We start from the raw sequence: 18,362 nt of genomic DNA on the forward strand, positions 1-18,362 counted from the left end.
CTTACATTAGTCCGCACACGTAAGCTGCATCTATTTGATCAAGGTCAATGTTAGTAGGTAAATCAACCTTTTTCCTCTTAATTTTAGCATATAATTTATCATTTTGTTTGTAAACATAAATTTTATTTCCAACTTTATTTTTTGATAGTGGTATCGTTTTTACGATAATGCCATTTTTTTCTAATTTCGCGTCTAGCAGTTTAATTGATTCTTCTAGTGTTATTTCGTATGCTTTCATATCTTTTTTTAGTGGGCATATTATGCTATTGTTTTCAGTTTTAATATAATCTCCAAAAATTCCTGTTGTAGCAATTATTTTTTCATGAGTTTTTGGATATTCTCCAATTATTTTTGGAAGTGAGAGTAACTTAAGAGCAAGTTCTAAGGTTAGATTTTCATATTCTATGTTTTTTGTTGAAACTTTTTTAGCTTTTATTATTTTAGGTTTTTTGGGCTTACCTGTTTTTGTAAATTCTTGTGGAGCATAAACATCCTCCCCAAGTTGGACAATTCCTCCATATTTTGAATTTTTGTATATTACATTAAGCCCTGTTGCAGGATCAACTCCTAATATATTGGGTTGTGTTTCTTTTTCTGCTATTATTTTTTTTATTTCATCTTCTTTATATAAGTTTTCTAATGGTGTTGTTACATTAATTGAGTAATTATTTCCATTAAAAATTAAATAAGGACCGAACTTGCCAATGTTGATTTTATAATTAAATTTTTCGTCATTATTGTATTCATGGACTATTCTAAATTCTCCAGGGCTAATAATGGGTTCTATTTTATTTACTGTATTCTTAAGACCTTCTTCTCCATTATAAAATTTATTTAGATATTTTATTTTGTCCAGTGTTCCTATTGCGATCTTGTCTAAGTTTTCTTCCATGTGGGATGTAAATTTTAGTTCAATTAGTACTGGGAAATATTTTTTTAAAAGATTTGTTACAGCAGCTCCTTTTATTGTTGGTATTAACGTATTATTTTGTTTAAATATATATTCTCTTTCAAAGAGTGTTGAGATAATACTTGAATAAGTTGAAGGACGTCCTATACCTTCTTTTTCAAGTTTTTGTACTAGTGATGCTTCTGTATATCTAAGTGGAGGTTTGGTTTCGTGCTCTTCTGGTTTGATATCTAGTATGACAAATTTATCACCCTTTTTTATGAGGGAAAAATCTATGATCTTGTTTTCATAAGATTCTTTACTATTTTTAAGAAACCCATCAAAAATAAGGTTTGTGAAACTTGACTTAAAAGTTAAATTTTCATATTTCAATGTTATTTTAATAACTTTTTTTATTGCATCTTTCATGACGGATTCAATAGTTCTATCCCATATTATTTTATATATTTCTTTGGCAGTCTCGCTTTCTATTTGTATTTGTTCAGGAGGGGTGAACATTTCAGAAGGTCTTATGGATTCATGTGCATCTTGAGCCATTTTTACTTTAGCATATATTCTGTCATTTGTTTCTATATATTCTTCACCGTATTTTTGTTTTATAATAGTTTTTATTTTCTCTCTTGCGGTTTTTGCAATGTTATAAGAATCTGTTCTCATATAAGTTATGTAACCACGTTCATACAATTTTTGTGCATAATTCATAATTTGTTTGGTTCCTATTTTTAATCGTCTGTTTACTTCTTGTTGAAGGGAAGATGTAATGAATGGTTTAGGAGGAGCTTGTTTTATTTCTTTTGTTTCAATTGAAATTACCTCGATCTCCTTTGTCTTGTTTAATTCTTTTGTAAGCACATTCATTAATATTTTGTCTATTACAATTGTCTTATCAGGATTGTGTAAAACCCCTGTATCGTTTACAAAGTCTTTGCTCTCAGCTATATTTTTATTTTCAATCTTTTCTAATGTTGTTTTAATCTGTATATCATTTTTATTATGTTTGCATTCAAGTGTAATGGAGTAATAATTAGCTTTCTTGAAATTTATTCTTGTCATTTCTTTTTCTATAATTAATTGAAGGCCAACGGATTGTACTCTGCCAGCAGAAAGTCCGTAAGCAATTTTTTTCCAAAGTAGAGGAGAGATAGTATATCCATAAAGTCTATCTATTATTCTTCTTGTCTCGCCAGCATTAACGAGATTCATGTTAATCTCTCTTGTATTATTGAGTGAATCGATTATTGCACTTTTTGTAATTTCATGGAATACCATTCTTTTATAATTTTTAATTTGTAATACTTCTTTTAGATGGAAAGCTATTGTTTCGCCTTCTCTATCTTGGTCAGTTGCAAGATAAATTTCATCTTGCTCTTTTACAAGATTTTTTAGTTTTTCAATTACTGTTTTTTTGTTGCTTGGAATAATGTAGAGTGGTTTAAAGTCATTTTGACAATCTATAGAGAGGTTTGCCCATTCAAATTTTTTATATTCATCAGGTATTTCTTTAGCACTGTTTGGTAAATCTCTTATATGTCCTATGCAAGCTTCTACTGAAAATGAGTTATCAAGATATTTCTTTATTGTTGTTGCTTTTGTTGGTGATTCTACTATTATTAATTTTCTTTGTTGCATAAAACCCTTATCATATATAATATAACATAATGTGTAAATTGTTATAATTTTTCAATAAAAATAGTGCGGTATTTATGAGTACTTATAGGGTTTTACATACATCTGATTGGCATATTGGTAAAAAAATTGGGAATTTTTCTAGAATTAGCGAGCAACAAAGCTTTTTAAATTTCTTATTGGAATTTATTAAAAATGAAAAGATTGATCTTTTGCTTATTGCTGGTGATGTTTATGATTCAAAGAGACCTGGACTTGAGGAACAAAAATTAATAAATGATTTTTTTTACGAATTGTCTTTTACGTCTTGTAAATGGTGTGTGGTTATTACTGGAAACCATGATAAGAAAGATTATTTTAAGATTAATAAAAAAATACTTTCAAAGTTTAATTTTTTTTTAATTGCTGAAGATGAACTTGCCAATCAAGTGGTGTTTTTAGAAGATCGTGGTGATATTAAATTTATTATTGTCTGTGTGCCTTACATTAATGAGAGACTTATTGTGGAGCAAGATTGTAAGAATATAGAACTACATAATGATGTTTTTCTTAAAAACCTTGAAAATGCTTATAAAGATCAAATATCAAAGATTATTGACGCTCTTGATGAACAATATCTTAAGATTCCTAGAATATTGCTTGCGCATTCTTTTTTCTCTAGTAGTAGTGTAGTTGGAAGTATTGGAAATAGTCCTATTTTGCCTGTTAGTGTTTTTGGTAATAATTTTTCTTATGTTGCGCTTGGACATATTCATAATTTTAAAAGATTAAAAGATAATATAGTGTATTCAGGTTCACCAATTCAATATTCATTTGATGAGGATATTAAGAAATATGTGAATGTATTGTTTTTCAGTAATGGTAAATTAGTTGAGCAAAATAAGGTTTTACTTCCTGTGTTTGGTAAATTGCATTTTTTACAGGGTTCTTTTAATGAGATTATGAGTGATTTGCAGAAGATTAAGAATGAAATTTCTTATCTTTGTTACTTAAAAATTGAACTTAATGAGAGAGTGGATGCGGAATTTGAGGAGCAGATTTATGATTTGGCAAAATCAAGTTTAATCAATATATTTGATATTTATTATCATTTAGTAGATTCAGGAGAGGAGTCTTTAAGAGAAGGGAGAAGGTTGCTTAGTAGGGATGAAGTACTAAATAGAGATGAAAAGTATTTTTTTCAAGAAAAATTAAAAAGAGATATTATGAATGGTTTTAGGAGAGGAAATAAATTTAAGGAAGAAGAACTTATTGCTCTTTTTGAAGAAGTATTACTTAAGGGAAGAGCAGGCGAATATGAGAATAAATAAGCTAGTATTTAAAAATATTGCTTCTTATAAGGGCGAATATGAGATAAATTTTGATGTTTCTGTTTTAAAAAGATCTGGTATTTTTTTAATTTCTGGAAATACTGGAGCTGGCAAGAGTACAATTTTGGATTGTATTACTCTTGCTCTTTATGCACGAATTTATAGGCTTGATAAAAATGTTGCAGATTCAATTTCTAAGGGTTTTAATAGTGCTTATGTTAAACTTACTTTTACTGTTTCTGAAAAAGTTTATGAGTCATTTATTGAGCTTAACATAAGACAAAAGGAAACACCAAAAAATATGCTACTCAGTTGTCTTAGTGATGGAAGTTTGATTGAGAATAAAGATGATGTTTTAGCTTATATAAAAAGTCTTTGTAGGTTGGATTTTGAACAGTTTTGTCAAACCGTTATTTTGCCCCAAGGTAATTTTCAGGAATTTTTAACTTCAAAGCCAAAAAGTAAGACAGCAATAATTGACAATATTTTTAATTTAAAAAAATATGATGATATAGAAATTTTTTTAAAAAGAGAATTAGAATTTACAAAATTCAATAAAGAAAAATTAGAGTTCTTAGATACGGAAGAAAAAAATAGAGTTAGCAGCAATAAAAAAAAAATAAATGAATTGACTGATTTTTTGGGTTTAGTTGATATAGAAGCTTTAAAAAAAAATCTTGACAGTGTTTATAAGTTAATAGGTATTTGTGAAAAAATAATAAAATTCAATCAAAATTATTTAGGTATTCAACATAGGATAGAGAATTTAGAGTTAGAATTATCTTCTAAGGTTAAGAGTAAAGAAAAGTTAAGTCATGAATATCTTTCGCAAGAAAAGATTAAATCAGAATTAGATGAAAAGCTTAAATTTTATAATTCTAATGAATTTTTGGATTTAAAAAATTTTGTTAAAAGGCAGAGCGAGCTGCTAAATGATAAGAATCGGTTTTCGTTGGAATTTTCAAGTATTCAAAAGGATTTAGAAGAATTAAAATATCTGGATTTAGATAATTTTAATTTTGATTATGTAAAAGAATTGTATTATGAGAATGTTCTTTTCTGTGGGATAGATTTTGATGAGAAGACTTATGATAGATTGCTTGTAAAAGAGAGGCAATTGGAAGCGCAAAGAAAAAAATTATTACTAGAACAGAAAAGAAAAAATGTCGAAATTAAAAGTATTACTTCACAAGAAGTATCATTTAATTTTGATAAGTATGTTTATTATGAGGCATTAAAGTTATTAAAGGGATTTTATGAAGAATTAATATTAAAATATAAAAATGGATTAGAGTTGTTGTTAAAGTCAAATAATAGCGGTTCATCTCAAACTATTGTCATGAATATTAGAATTGGTTTGTATAAAAGATTTTTAGAACATCTTGATAATAATAAGCAGTCTGTTGCAAAAGATATAGAGAATCTTAAACATCTTGAAGATGCATATAAGGTATATCAAGGAAAAGAAAAATTAAAAATTAGTAGTTTAAATGAGCTTTTAGCGTTAAACTCAAAGCTTCAAATTTTGCAATCTGAGTTGGATAATCTTAAGTTGGATATCTTGCATAATAAAGAAAGTAAAATTAAATGGGAAAGTTGTGTATTAAATTTTAAGAAAAATAATGCAGAAATTTTAAAAAGAATCGGTCAGAATTTATTTCATAAATATATAGATTATTCTAATAGAGATAAGATTTTGGTTCTTGAAGGTAAGTTTAAGGAAGTTGCGGATTTAAAAAGAATGCTTAATGATTTAAATTCCAAAATTTCTTTAAAGGAAGTGGAAATTAAAGAAAATTTAGATAAGATAAGAAGTTTATTGTTTAATATTAATTTAAAGGTAAGTTTAAATGATTCTGCTTTACTTGAGCGGGAGTTTAAAAAAATTTTAAGGTCTAAAAGGGATATAGAGAATGATCATGCTAAATTGAGCTTGTCTCTTGATAATATAAATAACTCAAAACTTAAGCTTGCAAGTCAAATTGAGTTTATGAAACAAACCATATTAGGTTTAAAAAGGGAGCTTAAAGATGAACTGGCTAAGTTTACTTCTAGTTTTGTAGATTTCAAAAGAGCAAGAAAAAATGGGTTTTATGTTAAGGATTCTGTTTTTTCATTTGATTCTTTAAAGCCTAGTGAGAATAGTTTAAAGCATTTTTTGAAGTTAAAATCTAATTTTATGTCTCAGATTGAGATTTTCTCCAAGGATATTAGTAAATATGAGGCAAATTTTTCAAGCTTACAGACTCTTAAGGCAGAACTTAGTGCGCAAAAGATTAATTTAGAAAATATTAAGAATGAGTTAATCAGTATAAATGAGCGTAATGATAAATTGGAAATTTTAAAGAAAGTTGTTACTACTTCTCCTAGTTTAAAGTATTATGTTCAGAGTTTTTTAATTGATGAAATTTTAAGTATATCGAATAAAAAATATTTAAGTATTATTCTTCCTGATTTTGAGCTTGAAATTAATACAGATAGTAAAGATTTTAATTTTTTAGTTAAAAGCAAAAGAGATGGGAACATGACTCGTAGTGTTAAGACTCTATCTGGTGGTGAGAGATTTCTTGTATCTTTATCCCTTTCCCTTGCTCTCTCAGACATGATAAGAGATAGTGAGCTTAAGATAGAAGCATTTTTTCTTGATGAGGGATTTGGAAGTCTTGATGAGGATACTTTAAAAATGGTTATTCCAAAGATTTCTGAGTTGCAACGTGTTGATGGGCGTCAAATCGGTATAATCTCTCATGTTTCTTATTTAAAGGAAGAGATTAAGACGCAGATAGTTGTAAGTAAAATTTCAACAGTTTCTAATATTACTATAGAGAGTTTTTAATTTTTTATTGTATAATTATTTGGATATTTTAGAATATGGAGATTTGTATGGAACGTTATGTTTCAATTGATGTTGGAGGTACGAATACTAAATATTCTCTTGCAGATAGCGGTGGTAATTTCCTTGATAAACATGAAGTTAAATCAGGGACTACTCCTGATGAGCAAGTTGGTATTTTAGTCGATATAATTAATTCTTACAAAAGGGAAGAAGATGTTAAAGGTGTTGCAATTTGCATGCCTGGATTTGTTGATCCTAAGGGAATTGTGATTAGAGTAAATGCTATTAAAGGATTTACTAATTATCCTTTAAAGGAAAAACTTGAGACCTTAACAGGGATTAATGTTGAGATTGAAAATGATGCTAACTGTGTGGCTTTAGCAGAAAAATTTAAAGGTAATGCTATTCATTCTAATAACTTTATTGCTTTGACTCTTGGAACAGGTATTGGTGCTGGGATATTTATGAATGGCAAACTTTTAAGGGGATATTCTTTTATGTCTGGTGAGGTTGGATTTATGATTACTAGGGGACTTGGAAATAATATTCCTTTTAATTGTAGATGGGAATCTATAGCTTCTGTTGCGGCTTTAAGGAAGAGAGTTTCTCAGCGTTTAGGAATGGAGTTTGATGAGGTTTCTGGGGAATATGTTTTTGATCTTGCCGATGGTGGCAATGTGCATGCTAAGAATGAAATTGAGCATTTTTTTGAGACTTTATCATTTGGAATTTTTAATTTAATTTTTATTTTAAATCCTGAAAAAATCTTAATTGGAGGCGGAATAAGTTCAAGACCGGATTTAATAAATAAATTATATGATAAATTGGAAAATTTATGGTCTTTAGAATTGGCTCATATTTATGATGATGATATCAAGGAACTTGTTAAACTTGAGACAACTAAATTTAATAATGATTCTGGCAAAATTGGAGCATTATATCATTATTTTGTTGCAAATAAGATGTTATGTAATTTAGGTGTTTAGGTGATAAGAGAGGCATGTGTTTTTAATATATTAGAGGCTTTAAATGCTTTTAAGCTTGGTGCTAATAGAATTGAGCTTTGTGAAAATACGACTTGTGGAGGAACTACGCCTTCTTATGGCACCATAAAAGTTTTGAAAGAGACTTTGGGTATTCCTATTGTTGTAATGATTAGACCAAGATGTGGGTGTTTTGTGTATTCTAATTTAGAATTTCAAGCTATGAAGGAAGATATTAATCTTTGCAAGAGTCTTGGAGTGGAGGGTGTAGTTTTTGGAATTTTAAGGGATGATCATGAAATTGACATAGATAGAACTAAAGAGTTGTTAAGTTTATCTTTTCCTTTAAAAGTTACTTTTCATAAAGCAGTTGATGAGACTTGTGATATTAGAGCTTCTGTAGCTAGTCTTTTAGATATTGGTGTTCATAGAATATTAACTTCAGGAGGAGGACTTAAAGCAGAAGATTCACTTATGATGCTTCAAGACTTGATATTAATGGCTGGAGACAAGTTGGAAATTATTGTTGCAGGGAAAGTTAGTAAGGATAATATTGAGGGTATTGATACTATTTTGGGTGCTAAAGCTTATCATGGAAGACTTATTGTTGGTAATTTAAATTTATCTTAGGTGTATTGTTATGTTAATTTAAATTCAAGTCAATATTTGATGCAGATGCTTGAGATTCTTCATCTTTGGTTAATATTAAACTTGTTATAAATTTTTTAATGCTCATTTTGTTAACATTAAATGCAAGTTCTACGGTATTTTGATCTTGTATTCTAGATTTTATAGGACTTGAAATTATTATTTTTGTTGTGCTTTTTAACAGGATTGGTATTAATTTCCTTGATAAAATAGATAGTATTGTTGGGTTATTAGTGTGTAAGTAGGCTTTGAAATTATAATCATTGTCACTTTCACTATTTGCAATAAGTATTCCTTTATTAAAAGGAATCAGATTTGTTTTTATGTTATCTGGTGTTAATTTAGTGATATCCTTGATCCAAATAAATATTTCATTTTGATTAAGGATATCAATATATTTTGTTGTTAGTATGTTTTCGCTTTTATGAGTTATCTCTTTTTGATTTATTAAAAATCCTTTTTTATCTTTAGTGGGAGTTACATATATATTTGAATTTTTTATCTTCCATTTTGGATTTGTAAATATGTTTCCAAGAGATTCAAAATTTGAGTTGTTGTGTATTCCCCAAAAGATGTTTTTGGGAAAATTTCCTGTTATTATTGATGAGAAAGTTTCTGGATTTTTTGTGTAACTTAAATATAGGTTGCCAATAGTGTTAAGTCCGAGCTTGTATTTCAATTTGAGTTCATTGTAGATGAATCTGTTTTTAGATAGATCTATGTAAGCGTATACGTCTGATGATGGGTCTAACAACATAATTGAAGATATTTTATCTTTAGGTGGAGAGTAAGTTAAAGTTGCACATCCTAAGAAAAAAATAGCCATAAAAATATTGATAATTAATTTGGCCATTTTTCGATACCTATTTTTATTAATATTTCATCGTCAAGTTCTACCTTTGTTAGTGCCTTTTCGTTATTAATTTCTATTTTTAGTGTTAAGGTTTCGGTTTTAATGTAACTTTCAAATTGACTTATTATTTTTTTAAGTATCTCATTGTTGTCTATATATAGTATTATTCTGTCACTAACATTGAAGTTATTTTCTTTTCTTAAATTTTGTACTTTTCTTATAAGTTCTCTTGAGAGTCCTTTTAAGTATAATTTTTCTGTTATTAGTGCATCTAGTCCAATTGTAACAGAATCTTGATTTATTATTTTTAAATTTGCTTTTTCGTGTCTTTCTAAGATTATATCTTTGAGTGTGATATCATATGTATTGTCTTTGATTGTGATTGTATGTTTATTACCATTTATGATTTTTAATATATCTTCGTTGTTTAGTTTCATTATTTCTAGTGCTACTGCTTTCATATTTGTGCCAAGTTTGCTTCCAAGTTCTCTAAAGTTTGCTTTTGCTTTGTAAGTTACAAGTTCTTCTTCATTAGATTTTATTTTTATTTCTTCTGCATTAATTTCTTCAAGTATTATTTCTTTCATTTCACTTAGTATTTGTTGTTCTTTTTGATCTTTGGTTACAATATAGATTGTGCTGATGGGTTTTCGTATTTTGATGTTATGTGATGCTCTGAGTGCTCTTGCAATTGAAACCACTTTTCTTATAAAATTCATTTTCTCTTCAAGATTTATGTTAATAAGTTCTTTGATCTCTTGTGGATATTTGTTTAGATGGATTGATTCTTTTTCATCATTTGTCTTTAGATTTTGATAAATTTCTTCTGTTAAGAATGGGATAAATGGTGCAAGCATCAACATTAAGTTCTTTAGTGCATAGTATAGCGTTTCATAGGCATCAATCTTATCATTATCATTCTCAGATTTCCAGAACCTTCTTCTTGATCTTCTGATATACCAATTATTTAGCTTATCTATAAATGCAAGAAGTTCTTCTATTGATTTTGTTAAATTATATTTATCTATTTCTTCATTTAATGTTTTTTTTAGACTTTCAATTTCGCTGATTATCCATTTATCAAGGATATTAGTTTTGTATAGATCTATGTTATTGTTAGGTTCAAATTTGTCAATTATTGCGTAGGTTATGAAAAATGAATAAGCATTCCAGATAGGGATTATAATATTCTTTAAAACGTCCCTAACCCCATCATCGCTGTATTTTAAGTCATCAGCTCTTACTACGGGACTCATTACTAGATAAAGTCTTAAAGCGTCAGCTCCAAATGTGTTTATTACTTCCATTGGATCTGTGTAATTTCTAAGTGATTTTGACATTTTTCTTCCATCACTAGAGAGTACTAGTCCATTAACTATTACATTTTTAAATGCTGTCTGTTCGAAAAGAGCGGTGCCTAGGATTGTTAATGTATAAAACCATCCTCTTGTTTGGTCTAAACCTTCTGCAATAAAATCAGCAGGGAAAATATCATGGAATTTATCTTTATCTTTAAATGGATAATGCTTACTTGCATAAGGCATAGAACCAGATTCAAACCAGCAGTCTAGAACTTCACTTGTTCGAACATATACACCACCGTATTGACTGGGCCAAGTGATTTTATCAATTTTATCTTTATGTAAGTCATTCACTTTTTTCCCTGAGAGTCTTTCAAGTTCTTCTTTAGAGCCTATACATATTTTATTTCCTGTCTTTGAACATATCCAAACTGGTATTGGATTTCCCCAAAATCTGTTTCTACTTATTGCCCAGTCTCGTGCATTCTCTAACCATTTGCCAAATCGTCCTTTTTTTAGGTGTGAAGGTATCCAGTTTATTTGCTCATTTGATTTTATGAGTTTTTCTTTTATTGCTTCAATATTTACAAACCATGAGCTTATGGGTCTGTAAATTAGAGGTGAATTTGTTCTGTAGCAAAATGGATATCTGTGTAAAAAGTTTTCTCGTTTGAATAAAAGATTCATTGATTTTAATTTTTCTATTATTTTATTATCTGCATCTTTAACAAATAGTCCCTCAAAATCTTTTACTTCGTTTGTAAATTTGCACTCGGCATCTATAGGTGTTATCATGTCAGTTTTTGTATTTTTTTTAAGTATATTATAGTCTTCTTCTCCAAAGGGTGCTATATGCACTATTCCTGTTCCATCATCAGTTGTGACATATTCTGCTGTATGAATCCTGAAAGCCCCTTTATTCCGTTGACTTAAAAAATAGTCAAATATGGGTTCATATTCTATTCCTTGAATATGCTCACCTTTAAATTGTTCTATTACTGTATATGTTTTGTCATCTTTATAATAGTGATTTAATCTTTTTGTGCCTATTATGAATATTTCATTTTTTTCTTTATCGAGTATTTTAGAGTAATCTATGTCTTTACCAACAGCAATCCCAAGATTTGTAGGTAATGTCCAGGGAGTTGTTGTCCATGCGAGTAAGTATTCATTTTTATTTTTGATTTTAAATTTTATAGTTAGTGATGGGTCATTAACTTCTTTATACTCGCCAAGATTAACCTCAAAATTTGAAAGAGGAGTTGCAAGTTTCGGAGAATATGGTAATACATAGTAACTTTCATAAATTAAACCTTTATTATAAAGTGTTTGAAATACCCACCATACAGATTCCATGAAGGTTGTATCCATTGTTTTGTAATTATGTTCAAAGTCGACCCATCTACCTAATCTTGAAATTGTTTTTTGCCATTCTTTTGTGTATCTAAGAACGATATTTTTGCATTCCTCATTAAATTTATCAACTCCATATTTTTCTATCTCATATCTTCCAGAGATTTGTAAAGATTTCTCTACTTCATATTCTACGGGTAAACCATGAGTATCCCATCCAAAATATCTCTTAACATGTTTTCCTTTCATTGTTTGATATCTTGGGATTATATCTTTAATTGTATTTGGAACAAAATGCCCAAAATGTGGAAGTCCTGTTGCAAATGGTGGACCATCATAAAATGTAAATTCTTCACAACCTTCTCTTTGTTGTATTGATTTTTCGAAAATTTTATTATCATTCCAAAATTTTAATATTTTTTCTTCTATTTTAGGAAAGTTTACTTTGTTTTCTACTTTCTTGAACATGAGATTTCCTTTTGTTTGATTTTTATAATGTTTTGTTCTAAAAATATTTTTATTAGATTAATATTGGGATTTTTAAATATTTGATTAATAATTTTTTCTTCTATTTGTTCTTTTATTGCATTTAAGACACTTCTTGCACCAGAATTTTTATCATAATATTTTTCAATTATATGGTTCTGAATAGTTTCATCAATTTCTATTTTGATATTCTTTAGACTAAATTTTTTAGTGAGTTCTTTGCAATAGTTATTATAAATTAGGCTAAGATCTTCTTTTTTTAAGACATTAAGGATTATTTTTTTTTGTATTTTATCTAGTAATGATAATTTAAATCTTGTTTTAAGTTCATTGTTGATTTCGCTTTTAATATTTATATTATTGTTTGTCTTATTAAATCCAATACTTCCTTTTCCAAGTAGTGTTTTAGTGCCAATAGATGTACTTAGAACAATAATGGCATTTTTAAAGGATATTTTATCTTCTTTACTACTAATTAATTCCCCATTTTCAAGTATTTGTTCTATTATGGTCAGTACGGAATTATGAGCATGTTCAATATTCTCAAATATAATGAAGGCTCTAGGATTATGTTTTAATCTGTTTGTTAAAATGCCACCATCAGCATAGCCTGCATATCCTGGATTTGTTCCTATTAGCTTTGATATGGAAGTTTCTTCTCTATAATCTGACATGTCTAGCTTTAATATTGAGTTTTGATCTTCAATAATAATGTTAGATATTGTTTTTGCTATCATTGTTTTCCCACATCCGCTTGAACCTATGAGTAATATTGATGTTAAAGGTTGTGCATTGTTATTGATGCCGAGTTTTGTTTTGACCATTTCTATAATTATTTCATTTATAGCACATTCTTGCCCAATTATTTTTTCTTTTATGTTTATTGCTTCTGCTTTAAGAGTGTCAATTTCTTCTTTGATGTTAGATTTTATCTTAATATTTAATAGTTCATCTGTTGCACTTTTAATATCCTCTACATTGATTATCTTTTTATCTATTTCCTTTTGTTTTTTCTGTGCTCCGGCAATGTCAATTAGATCAATTGCTTTATCGGGAAATCTTTTATTAATTAGATATTGTGATGATAGCTTGATGACATTTTCTATGGCTTCCTTTTCATAAGTTACACCGTGATAATCTTCAAAGTTTTTTATTATATTGTTGATTATGTTGAGAGTTTCTTGTTCATCAGGTTCTTTGATTGATATTGTTTGAAATCTTCTAGTAAAAGCTTTGTCTTTAGAAATATGTTTTCTATATTCATCGTAAGTTGTTGCTCCTATGATTTGTATTGCAGAGCGAGATAAAACAGGTTTTAAAATATTTGCTGCATCAATAGACCCTTCAGAGTTTCCAGCTCCTATTAGAGTGTGTATTTCATCAATAAATATTATTATGTCTTTATTGTTTTTGATGGATTTAATTATGTTGTTTAGTCTTTCTTCGAATTCGCCTCTATATTTTGTTCCTGAAACTAGGTCAGAAGTGTCAATTTGTAGTATTATTTTGTTTTGTAATTGGCTTTTTATTTCTTTATTTGCAATTTTTATGGCAAGGCCTTCAACAATTGCTGTTTTTCCAACCCCAGGTTCTCCTATTAGAATTGTGCTGTTTTTATTTCGTCGTTCAAGTATATTTATTAATGCTTGTATTTCTTTCTCACGACCGACTAGAGGATCGAGTTTTTTTTCCTTTGCAAGTGTTGTTAAGTTTTTAACATATCTGTCAATTTCAAAGTAGTCATTTGTAAGTCTTATTTCATCTTCGAATTCTTTATATGTTTCAATTAACCTTATCTTGTCTATGCTTGTTATCATATTCTCTTCATTAAAGTTAAAGCTTAATTTATTGAGTTTATATTTCTTTAAAAGTTTTTTAGTTTTTAAGATTTGATAAAAGATTTCTTTTATGCCTATTGAGAATTTAGATTTAAATTCTTTTTTGGTTTGTTCAATAAGAATGAAAATTTCCCTGTTTATCTTTGGAATTATAATTTCCTCAGCACTGATTAAAACTTTCTCTAACTTTTCTATTTCATATGATGTATCTTGTTTGATATTTTTTAAAGTTTTTGTATCTATGTTTTTTATCTCAGACTTCTTAGGGCAAACTAGTATAGACATTAATAGATGCCACATTGAGACTTCTCTATTTTTATTTTTTCTAGCAACTTCTCTTGCGGATACTTCGACTAGGTTTATTAGATTTTCTGCTATATTAATACTTTTCTATCTCCATCTTTATATTATTTATTATATCAAAAATATTATTTTTTTTTTCGTAACTTGAATATATGGATACATAAAATTTAATTTTTGACTCTGTTCCAGATGGTCTAATGGTTATTTCTATTTCGTTTTCTAATAAAAATTTTATTGCATTTGTAGTATGTTTGTATCCCTTTATTTTATGTACGTTTCCATTTATATCGGTTTCTTTTAATGTTTTGTAGTCTAACTTTTTGATTATATTAATCCCTGCAAATTCTTTCTTAACTTCATTTCTAAATTTTGATATTAATTCTTTTCTTAAAAAGTCACCATTATTTCCTTGAAAACTTTTATTAATTATAAAGTCTTCGTAATATCCAAGTTCTTTGTACATTTCTTGAAGATATGTTCCTATTGTTATTTGGGTTTTTTTTAGTGTAAACATTAAGTCGCAAAATCCTTTAATAGCTGAAAATGCATCTTTATCTCTAGTTCCAGTTCCGATTAGATATCCATGACTTTCTTCACATCCAAAAATAAACTTTTTGTTTGGTTCTTTTATTTTTATCTCATCTATTAAGTGTCCTATCCATTTAAATCCAGTATATGTTCTAAATAATGTTGAGTTATATTTTTGTGCTATCTTATCTAACATTGGCGTTGTAACGAAAGAAGCTATTGTAAATACATTGTTGGGATTTTCTTCTCTAGATAATAAGTAATGCATTAAAATACATGCGATTTGGTTACCATTTAAAATTTTCCATTCTTTACCTTCATTGAAAGCTATGCCCATTCTATCAGCATCTGGGTCGGTTGCAAATGCAATATCACAGTTTTCTCTCTTTGCAAGTTTTATTACTCTGGACATGGCTACATGCTCTTCCGGATTAGGATAGTTAACTGTAGGAAATTCTGGGTCAGGGTTTATTTGACTTGGTTCAGTTAGAAGTTCTACTTGACTGCCTTTAAATAAATTCTTTATTATTGTTCCGCCTGTCCCATGCAAAGGAGTATATGCTACTCTTAAGTTTATGTTTTTGCTTTTTTTATTAAAATCAGGAAATGCTTCATTTATTTTTTCTATGTACGTCATATCAAGCTCATCATTAAGTTCAGTTATTACTTGCGTATTTATACCTTCTTCCTTTGTAAGTGTATTTTTAATTTTAGATACTTTTTGAATTTCCGATATTATTCGTGTGTCATGAGGGGGTATTATCTGCGCACCTCCTTTCCAATATACTTTATATCCATTGTATTCTTTTGAATTATGACTTGCTGTTATCATTATTCCAAGATCACAATCTAATTTTCTCATTGTATATGATAATTGGGGTGTTGATCTTAGATGTTTGTATATATAAACTTTAAGGCCATTTGATGCAAAAATTCCAGCAGCGTCATATGCAAATTCTTTTGAGAAGTATCTTGAATCATAACTTATTGCAACTTTAGGATTTTGTGTTATTTCAAGGATATAATTAGCAATTCCTTGACTTGCTTTTGCAATATTATAGGTGTTGATATAATGTGTTCCAGCTCCAATAATGCCCCTCATTCCAGCAGTTCCAAATTCTAGCTCTTTATAAAATCTATTGTATATTTCTCCCTCATTATTTTCATTGAGTAATCTTATTGCTTCATCTTTAAAGTATTTGTTTTTTTCAAGTTGAATATATTTTTCTAATTTTTTTTTAAGTTTGTTATTTTTCATGCTATTTTCCTTTATTTTATTATTCAAGAATTTATAATTAAATTATAAAATAATGATATATGAGTATACTATATAAGTATAGAATATATGGAATTAGTTGTTATATTTTGATTTATAATCTTTTTATTTGAGGTTTTCATGCAATTTTGTTTAAAGTCTGATTATTCTCCTGCTGGTGATCAGCCAAAAGCAATAAGAGAAATTAAGGAATCTATTCTACTTGATAATAAATATCAGACTTTAAAGGGCGTTACAGGTAGTGGTAAAACTTTTACAATAGCTAATATTATTAGAGATTTAGAGCGACCTTCTTTGATAATTAGTCATAATAAAACTTTGGCCGCACAACTTTATAGGGAATTTAAGGACTTTTTTCCAGATAATGCAGTTGAGTATTTCGTTTCTTATTATGATTATTATCAGCCTGAATCTTATGTCCCATCAAAAGATTTATATATAGAAAAGGAAGCCACTATTAATGAGGATATTGAAATAAAGAGGATAAGGACAGTTACATCTCTTTCTAGAAGACGAGATGTTATTGTTGTTGCTACGGTTTCTTCAATTTATGCACTAGGTTCCCCAGAATTTTTTAAGAGTGCTGCTTATGCTTTTTTTGTAGGACAAAAGATTTCTATTAAGGAGATAGCAGATATTTTTGTTAAGCTTCAGTATGAGAGAACTCTTATGAATCTTGAACATGATAAGTTTTCTATTAAAGGTGATGTCATTGAGATATGGCCTAGTAATGAGCATGGTGATTTTGCATATAGAATTTATTTGGATTTTGATAATATTATTAGGATAAACAGAATTAGTCCACTTACAAAAAAGATTTTAGGAATTGCTGATGAATTTACTCTTTTTGCTAAGTCTTATTTTGTTATTCCTTATGAAAACATATTGAATGCTCTTCCTAAAATACAGGCGGATTTAGAAATGCAATATCTTTATTTTAAAGAGAGTGGCAAGCTTGTTGAGGCTGAGAGACTTAGGCAAAGAGTGGAATATGATATTGAAATGTTAAGAGAAACTGGGTCTTGTCAGGGTATAGAAAATTATTCTAAATACTTTGGTGAGAATGAAATGAATAGACCTTATTGTCTTTTTGATTTTTTTCCTAAGGATTATTTGCTCTTTATCGATGAATCTCATGTTACTTTGCCTCAGTTTAGAGGAATGTATAATGGCGATTATTCAAGAAAATTAAATCTTGTAAATTTTGGATTTAGACTTCCATCAGCACTTGAGAATAGGCCCCTTAAATATCATGAGTTTGAAGCTTTAATTAATCAGGCTGTTTTTGTTTCAGCAACCCCTGGTCTTGAAGAGCGTGAAAAGAGTAGTGTTGTTGTTGAGCAGATAATACGTCCAACAGGTCTTGTTGATCCAGAAATTATTATTAGAGTTTCAGACGGGCAGATGGAAGATCTTTATAATGAAGTTCAAAAAAGGATAACTTTAAATGAAAAAGTTTTAATTACGACCCTGACTAAAAAAATGGCTGAGGATTTAACAGATTATTTACTTACTCTTGATATAAAGGCTAGATATCTGCATGCAGAGTTTAATGCTATTGAGAGAGTAGATATTATTACATCTCTTAGAAGATCAGAAATCGATGTTATTGTGGGAATTAATTTGTTAAGGGAAGGTTTAGATATTCCTGAGGTTTCTCTTGTTATTATACTAGATGCTGACAAGGTAGGATTTTTAAGATCGACTGCTTCGCTGATTCAAATGATTGGAAGAGCTGCTAGAAACTCAAATGGGTGTGTTATAATGTACTATGATCAAGTAAGTTGTGCAATGCAAGAAGCTATTGAGGAAACTAATAGAAGACGGAATATTCAGATTGAATACAATAAAAAAAATAATATTGTTCCAAGAACTATTATTAAAAAAGTACAAAATATTTTAGAAAAAGAATTAAAAAATGAAACCGTTGATTATAACATTAAAAAAATCATTTCTGATGACAAATTATCTAAAAAGGATCTTATCATTAAACTTAAGTTTAAACTTGAAGAAGCAGTTAGTGATGAGAGATTTGAGGATGCTATCTTTTTACGAGATAAAATCAAAGAACTTGTAAAGGGATGATATTTTTTTGAAAGGAGTTTATATTT

Annotated in this window: 10 protein-coding genes; 5 read left to right on the forward strand and 5 right to left on the reverse strand. The window is 28.4% G+C overall.

Annotated elements, in window-relative coordinates:
- Position 1: 1 nt before the first annotated feature.
- Positions 2-2,539, reverse strand: a complete 2,538-nt coding sequence (topA, locus tag bhYOR_RS04235) for a type I DNA topoisomerase (protein WP_025400131.1) — start codon at positions 2,537-2,539, stop codon at positions 2-4.
- Between the two features lie 74 nt (positions 2,540-2,613).
- On the opposite strand from topA, the gene sbcD reads away from it, so the two are divergent.
- From sbcD to bhYOR_RS04255, 4 genes are read left to right on the forward strand one after another with little or no spacing between them, the layout of a single operon-like run.
- Positions 2,614-3,846 carry an exonuclease subunit SbcD gene (gene sbcD / locus bhYOR_RS04240; protein WP_025400132.1) on the forward strand — a complete coding sequence of 411 codons (1,233 nt, stop codon included), beginning with the start codon at positions 2,614-2,616 and terminating at the stop codon, positions 3,844-3,846.
- Entirely contained in the window at positions 3,833-6,682 is a 2,850-nt protein-coding gene (locus bhYOR_RS04245; RefSeq protein WP_247088238.1) for an AAA family ATPase, read from the forward strand. Before sbcD ends, bhYOR_RS04245 begins: the two co-directional genes overlap by 14 nt.
- A gap of 47 nt (positions 6,683-6,729) precedes the next feature.
- The gene (locus bhYOR_RS04250; protein WP_025400134.1) at positions 6,730-7,668 is read left to right on the forward strand and encodes an ROK family protein; all 939 of its coding nucleotides are present in this window, start codon (positions 6,730-6,732) and stop codon (positions 7,666-7,668) included.
- Entirely contained in the window at positions 7,669-8,295 is a 627-nt protein-coding gene (locus tag bhYOR_RS04255) for a copper homeostasis protein CutC (protein ID WP_025400135.1), read from the forward strand.
- 13 nt (positions 8,296-8,308) lie between these two features.
- On the opposite strand, the gene bhYOR_RS04260 is transcribed toward bhYOR_RS04255, so the two are convergent.
- The 4 genes from bhYOR_RS04260 to bhYOR_RS04275 form a co-directional block, all read right to left on the reverse strand.
- Entirely contained in the window at positions 8,309-9,166 is an 858-nt protein-coding gene (locus tag bhYOR_RS04260) for a hypothetical protein (protein ID WP_025434150.1), read from the reverse strand.
- Positions 9,154-12,288 carry an isoleucine--tRNA ligase gene (gene ileS, locus bhYOR_RS04265; RefSeq protein ID WP_247088241.1) on the reverse strand — a complete coding sequence of 1,045 codons (3,135 nt, stop codon included), beginning with the start codon at positions 12,286-12,288 and terminating at the stop codon, positions 9,154-9,156. The genes bhYOR_RS04260 and ileS overlap by 13 nt, the downstream gene beginning before the upstream one ends.
- A complete protein-coding gene (locus tag bhYOR_RS04270) occupies positions 12,273-14,444 on the reverse strand; it encodes an AAA family ATPase (RefSeq protein ID WP_051473511.1) in 2,172 nt (723 codons plus the stop codon). Before bhYOR_RS04270 ends, ileS begins: the two co-directional genes overlap by 16 nt.
- A gap of 79 nt (positions 14,445-14,523) precedes the next feature.
- Complete coding sequence (locus bhYOR_RS04275) at positions 14,524-16,233, reverse strand: phospho-sugar mutase (protein WP_247088243.1); 1,710 nt, start codon at positions 16,231-16,233, stop codon at positions 14,524-14,526.
- Positions 16,234-16,371: 138 nt separating this feature from the next.
- Between bhYOR_RS04275 and uvrB the strand changes: the two genes are divergently transcribed.
- Entirely contained in the window at positions 16,372-18,336 is a 1,965-nt protein-coding gene (uvrB, locus tag bhYOR_RS04280) for an excinuclease ABC subunit UvrB (protein ID WP_025400139.1), read from the forward strand.
- Positions 18,337-18,362 lie beyond the last annotated feature (26 nt).

It is taken from the genome of Borrelia nietonii YOR, assembly GCF_023035795.1.
Classification (GTDB): domain Bacteria; phylum Spirochaetota; class Spirochaetia; order Borreliales; family Borreliaceae; genus Borrelia; species Borrelia hermsii.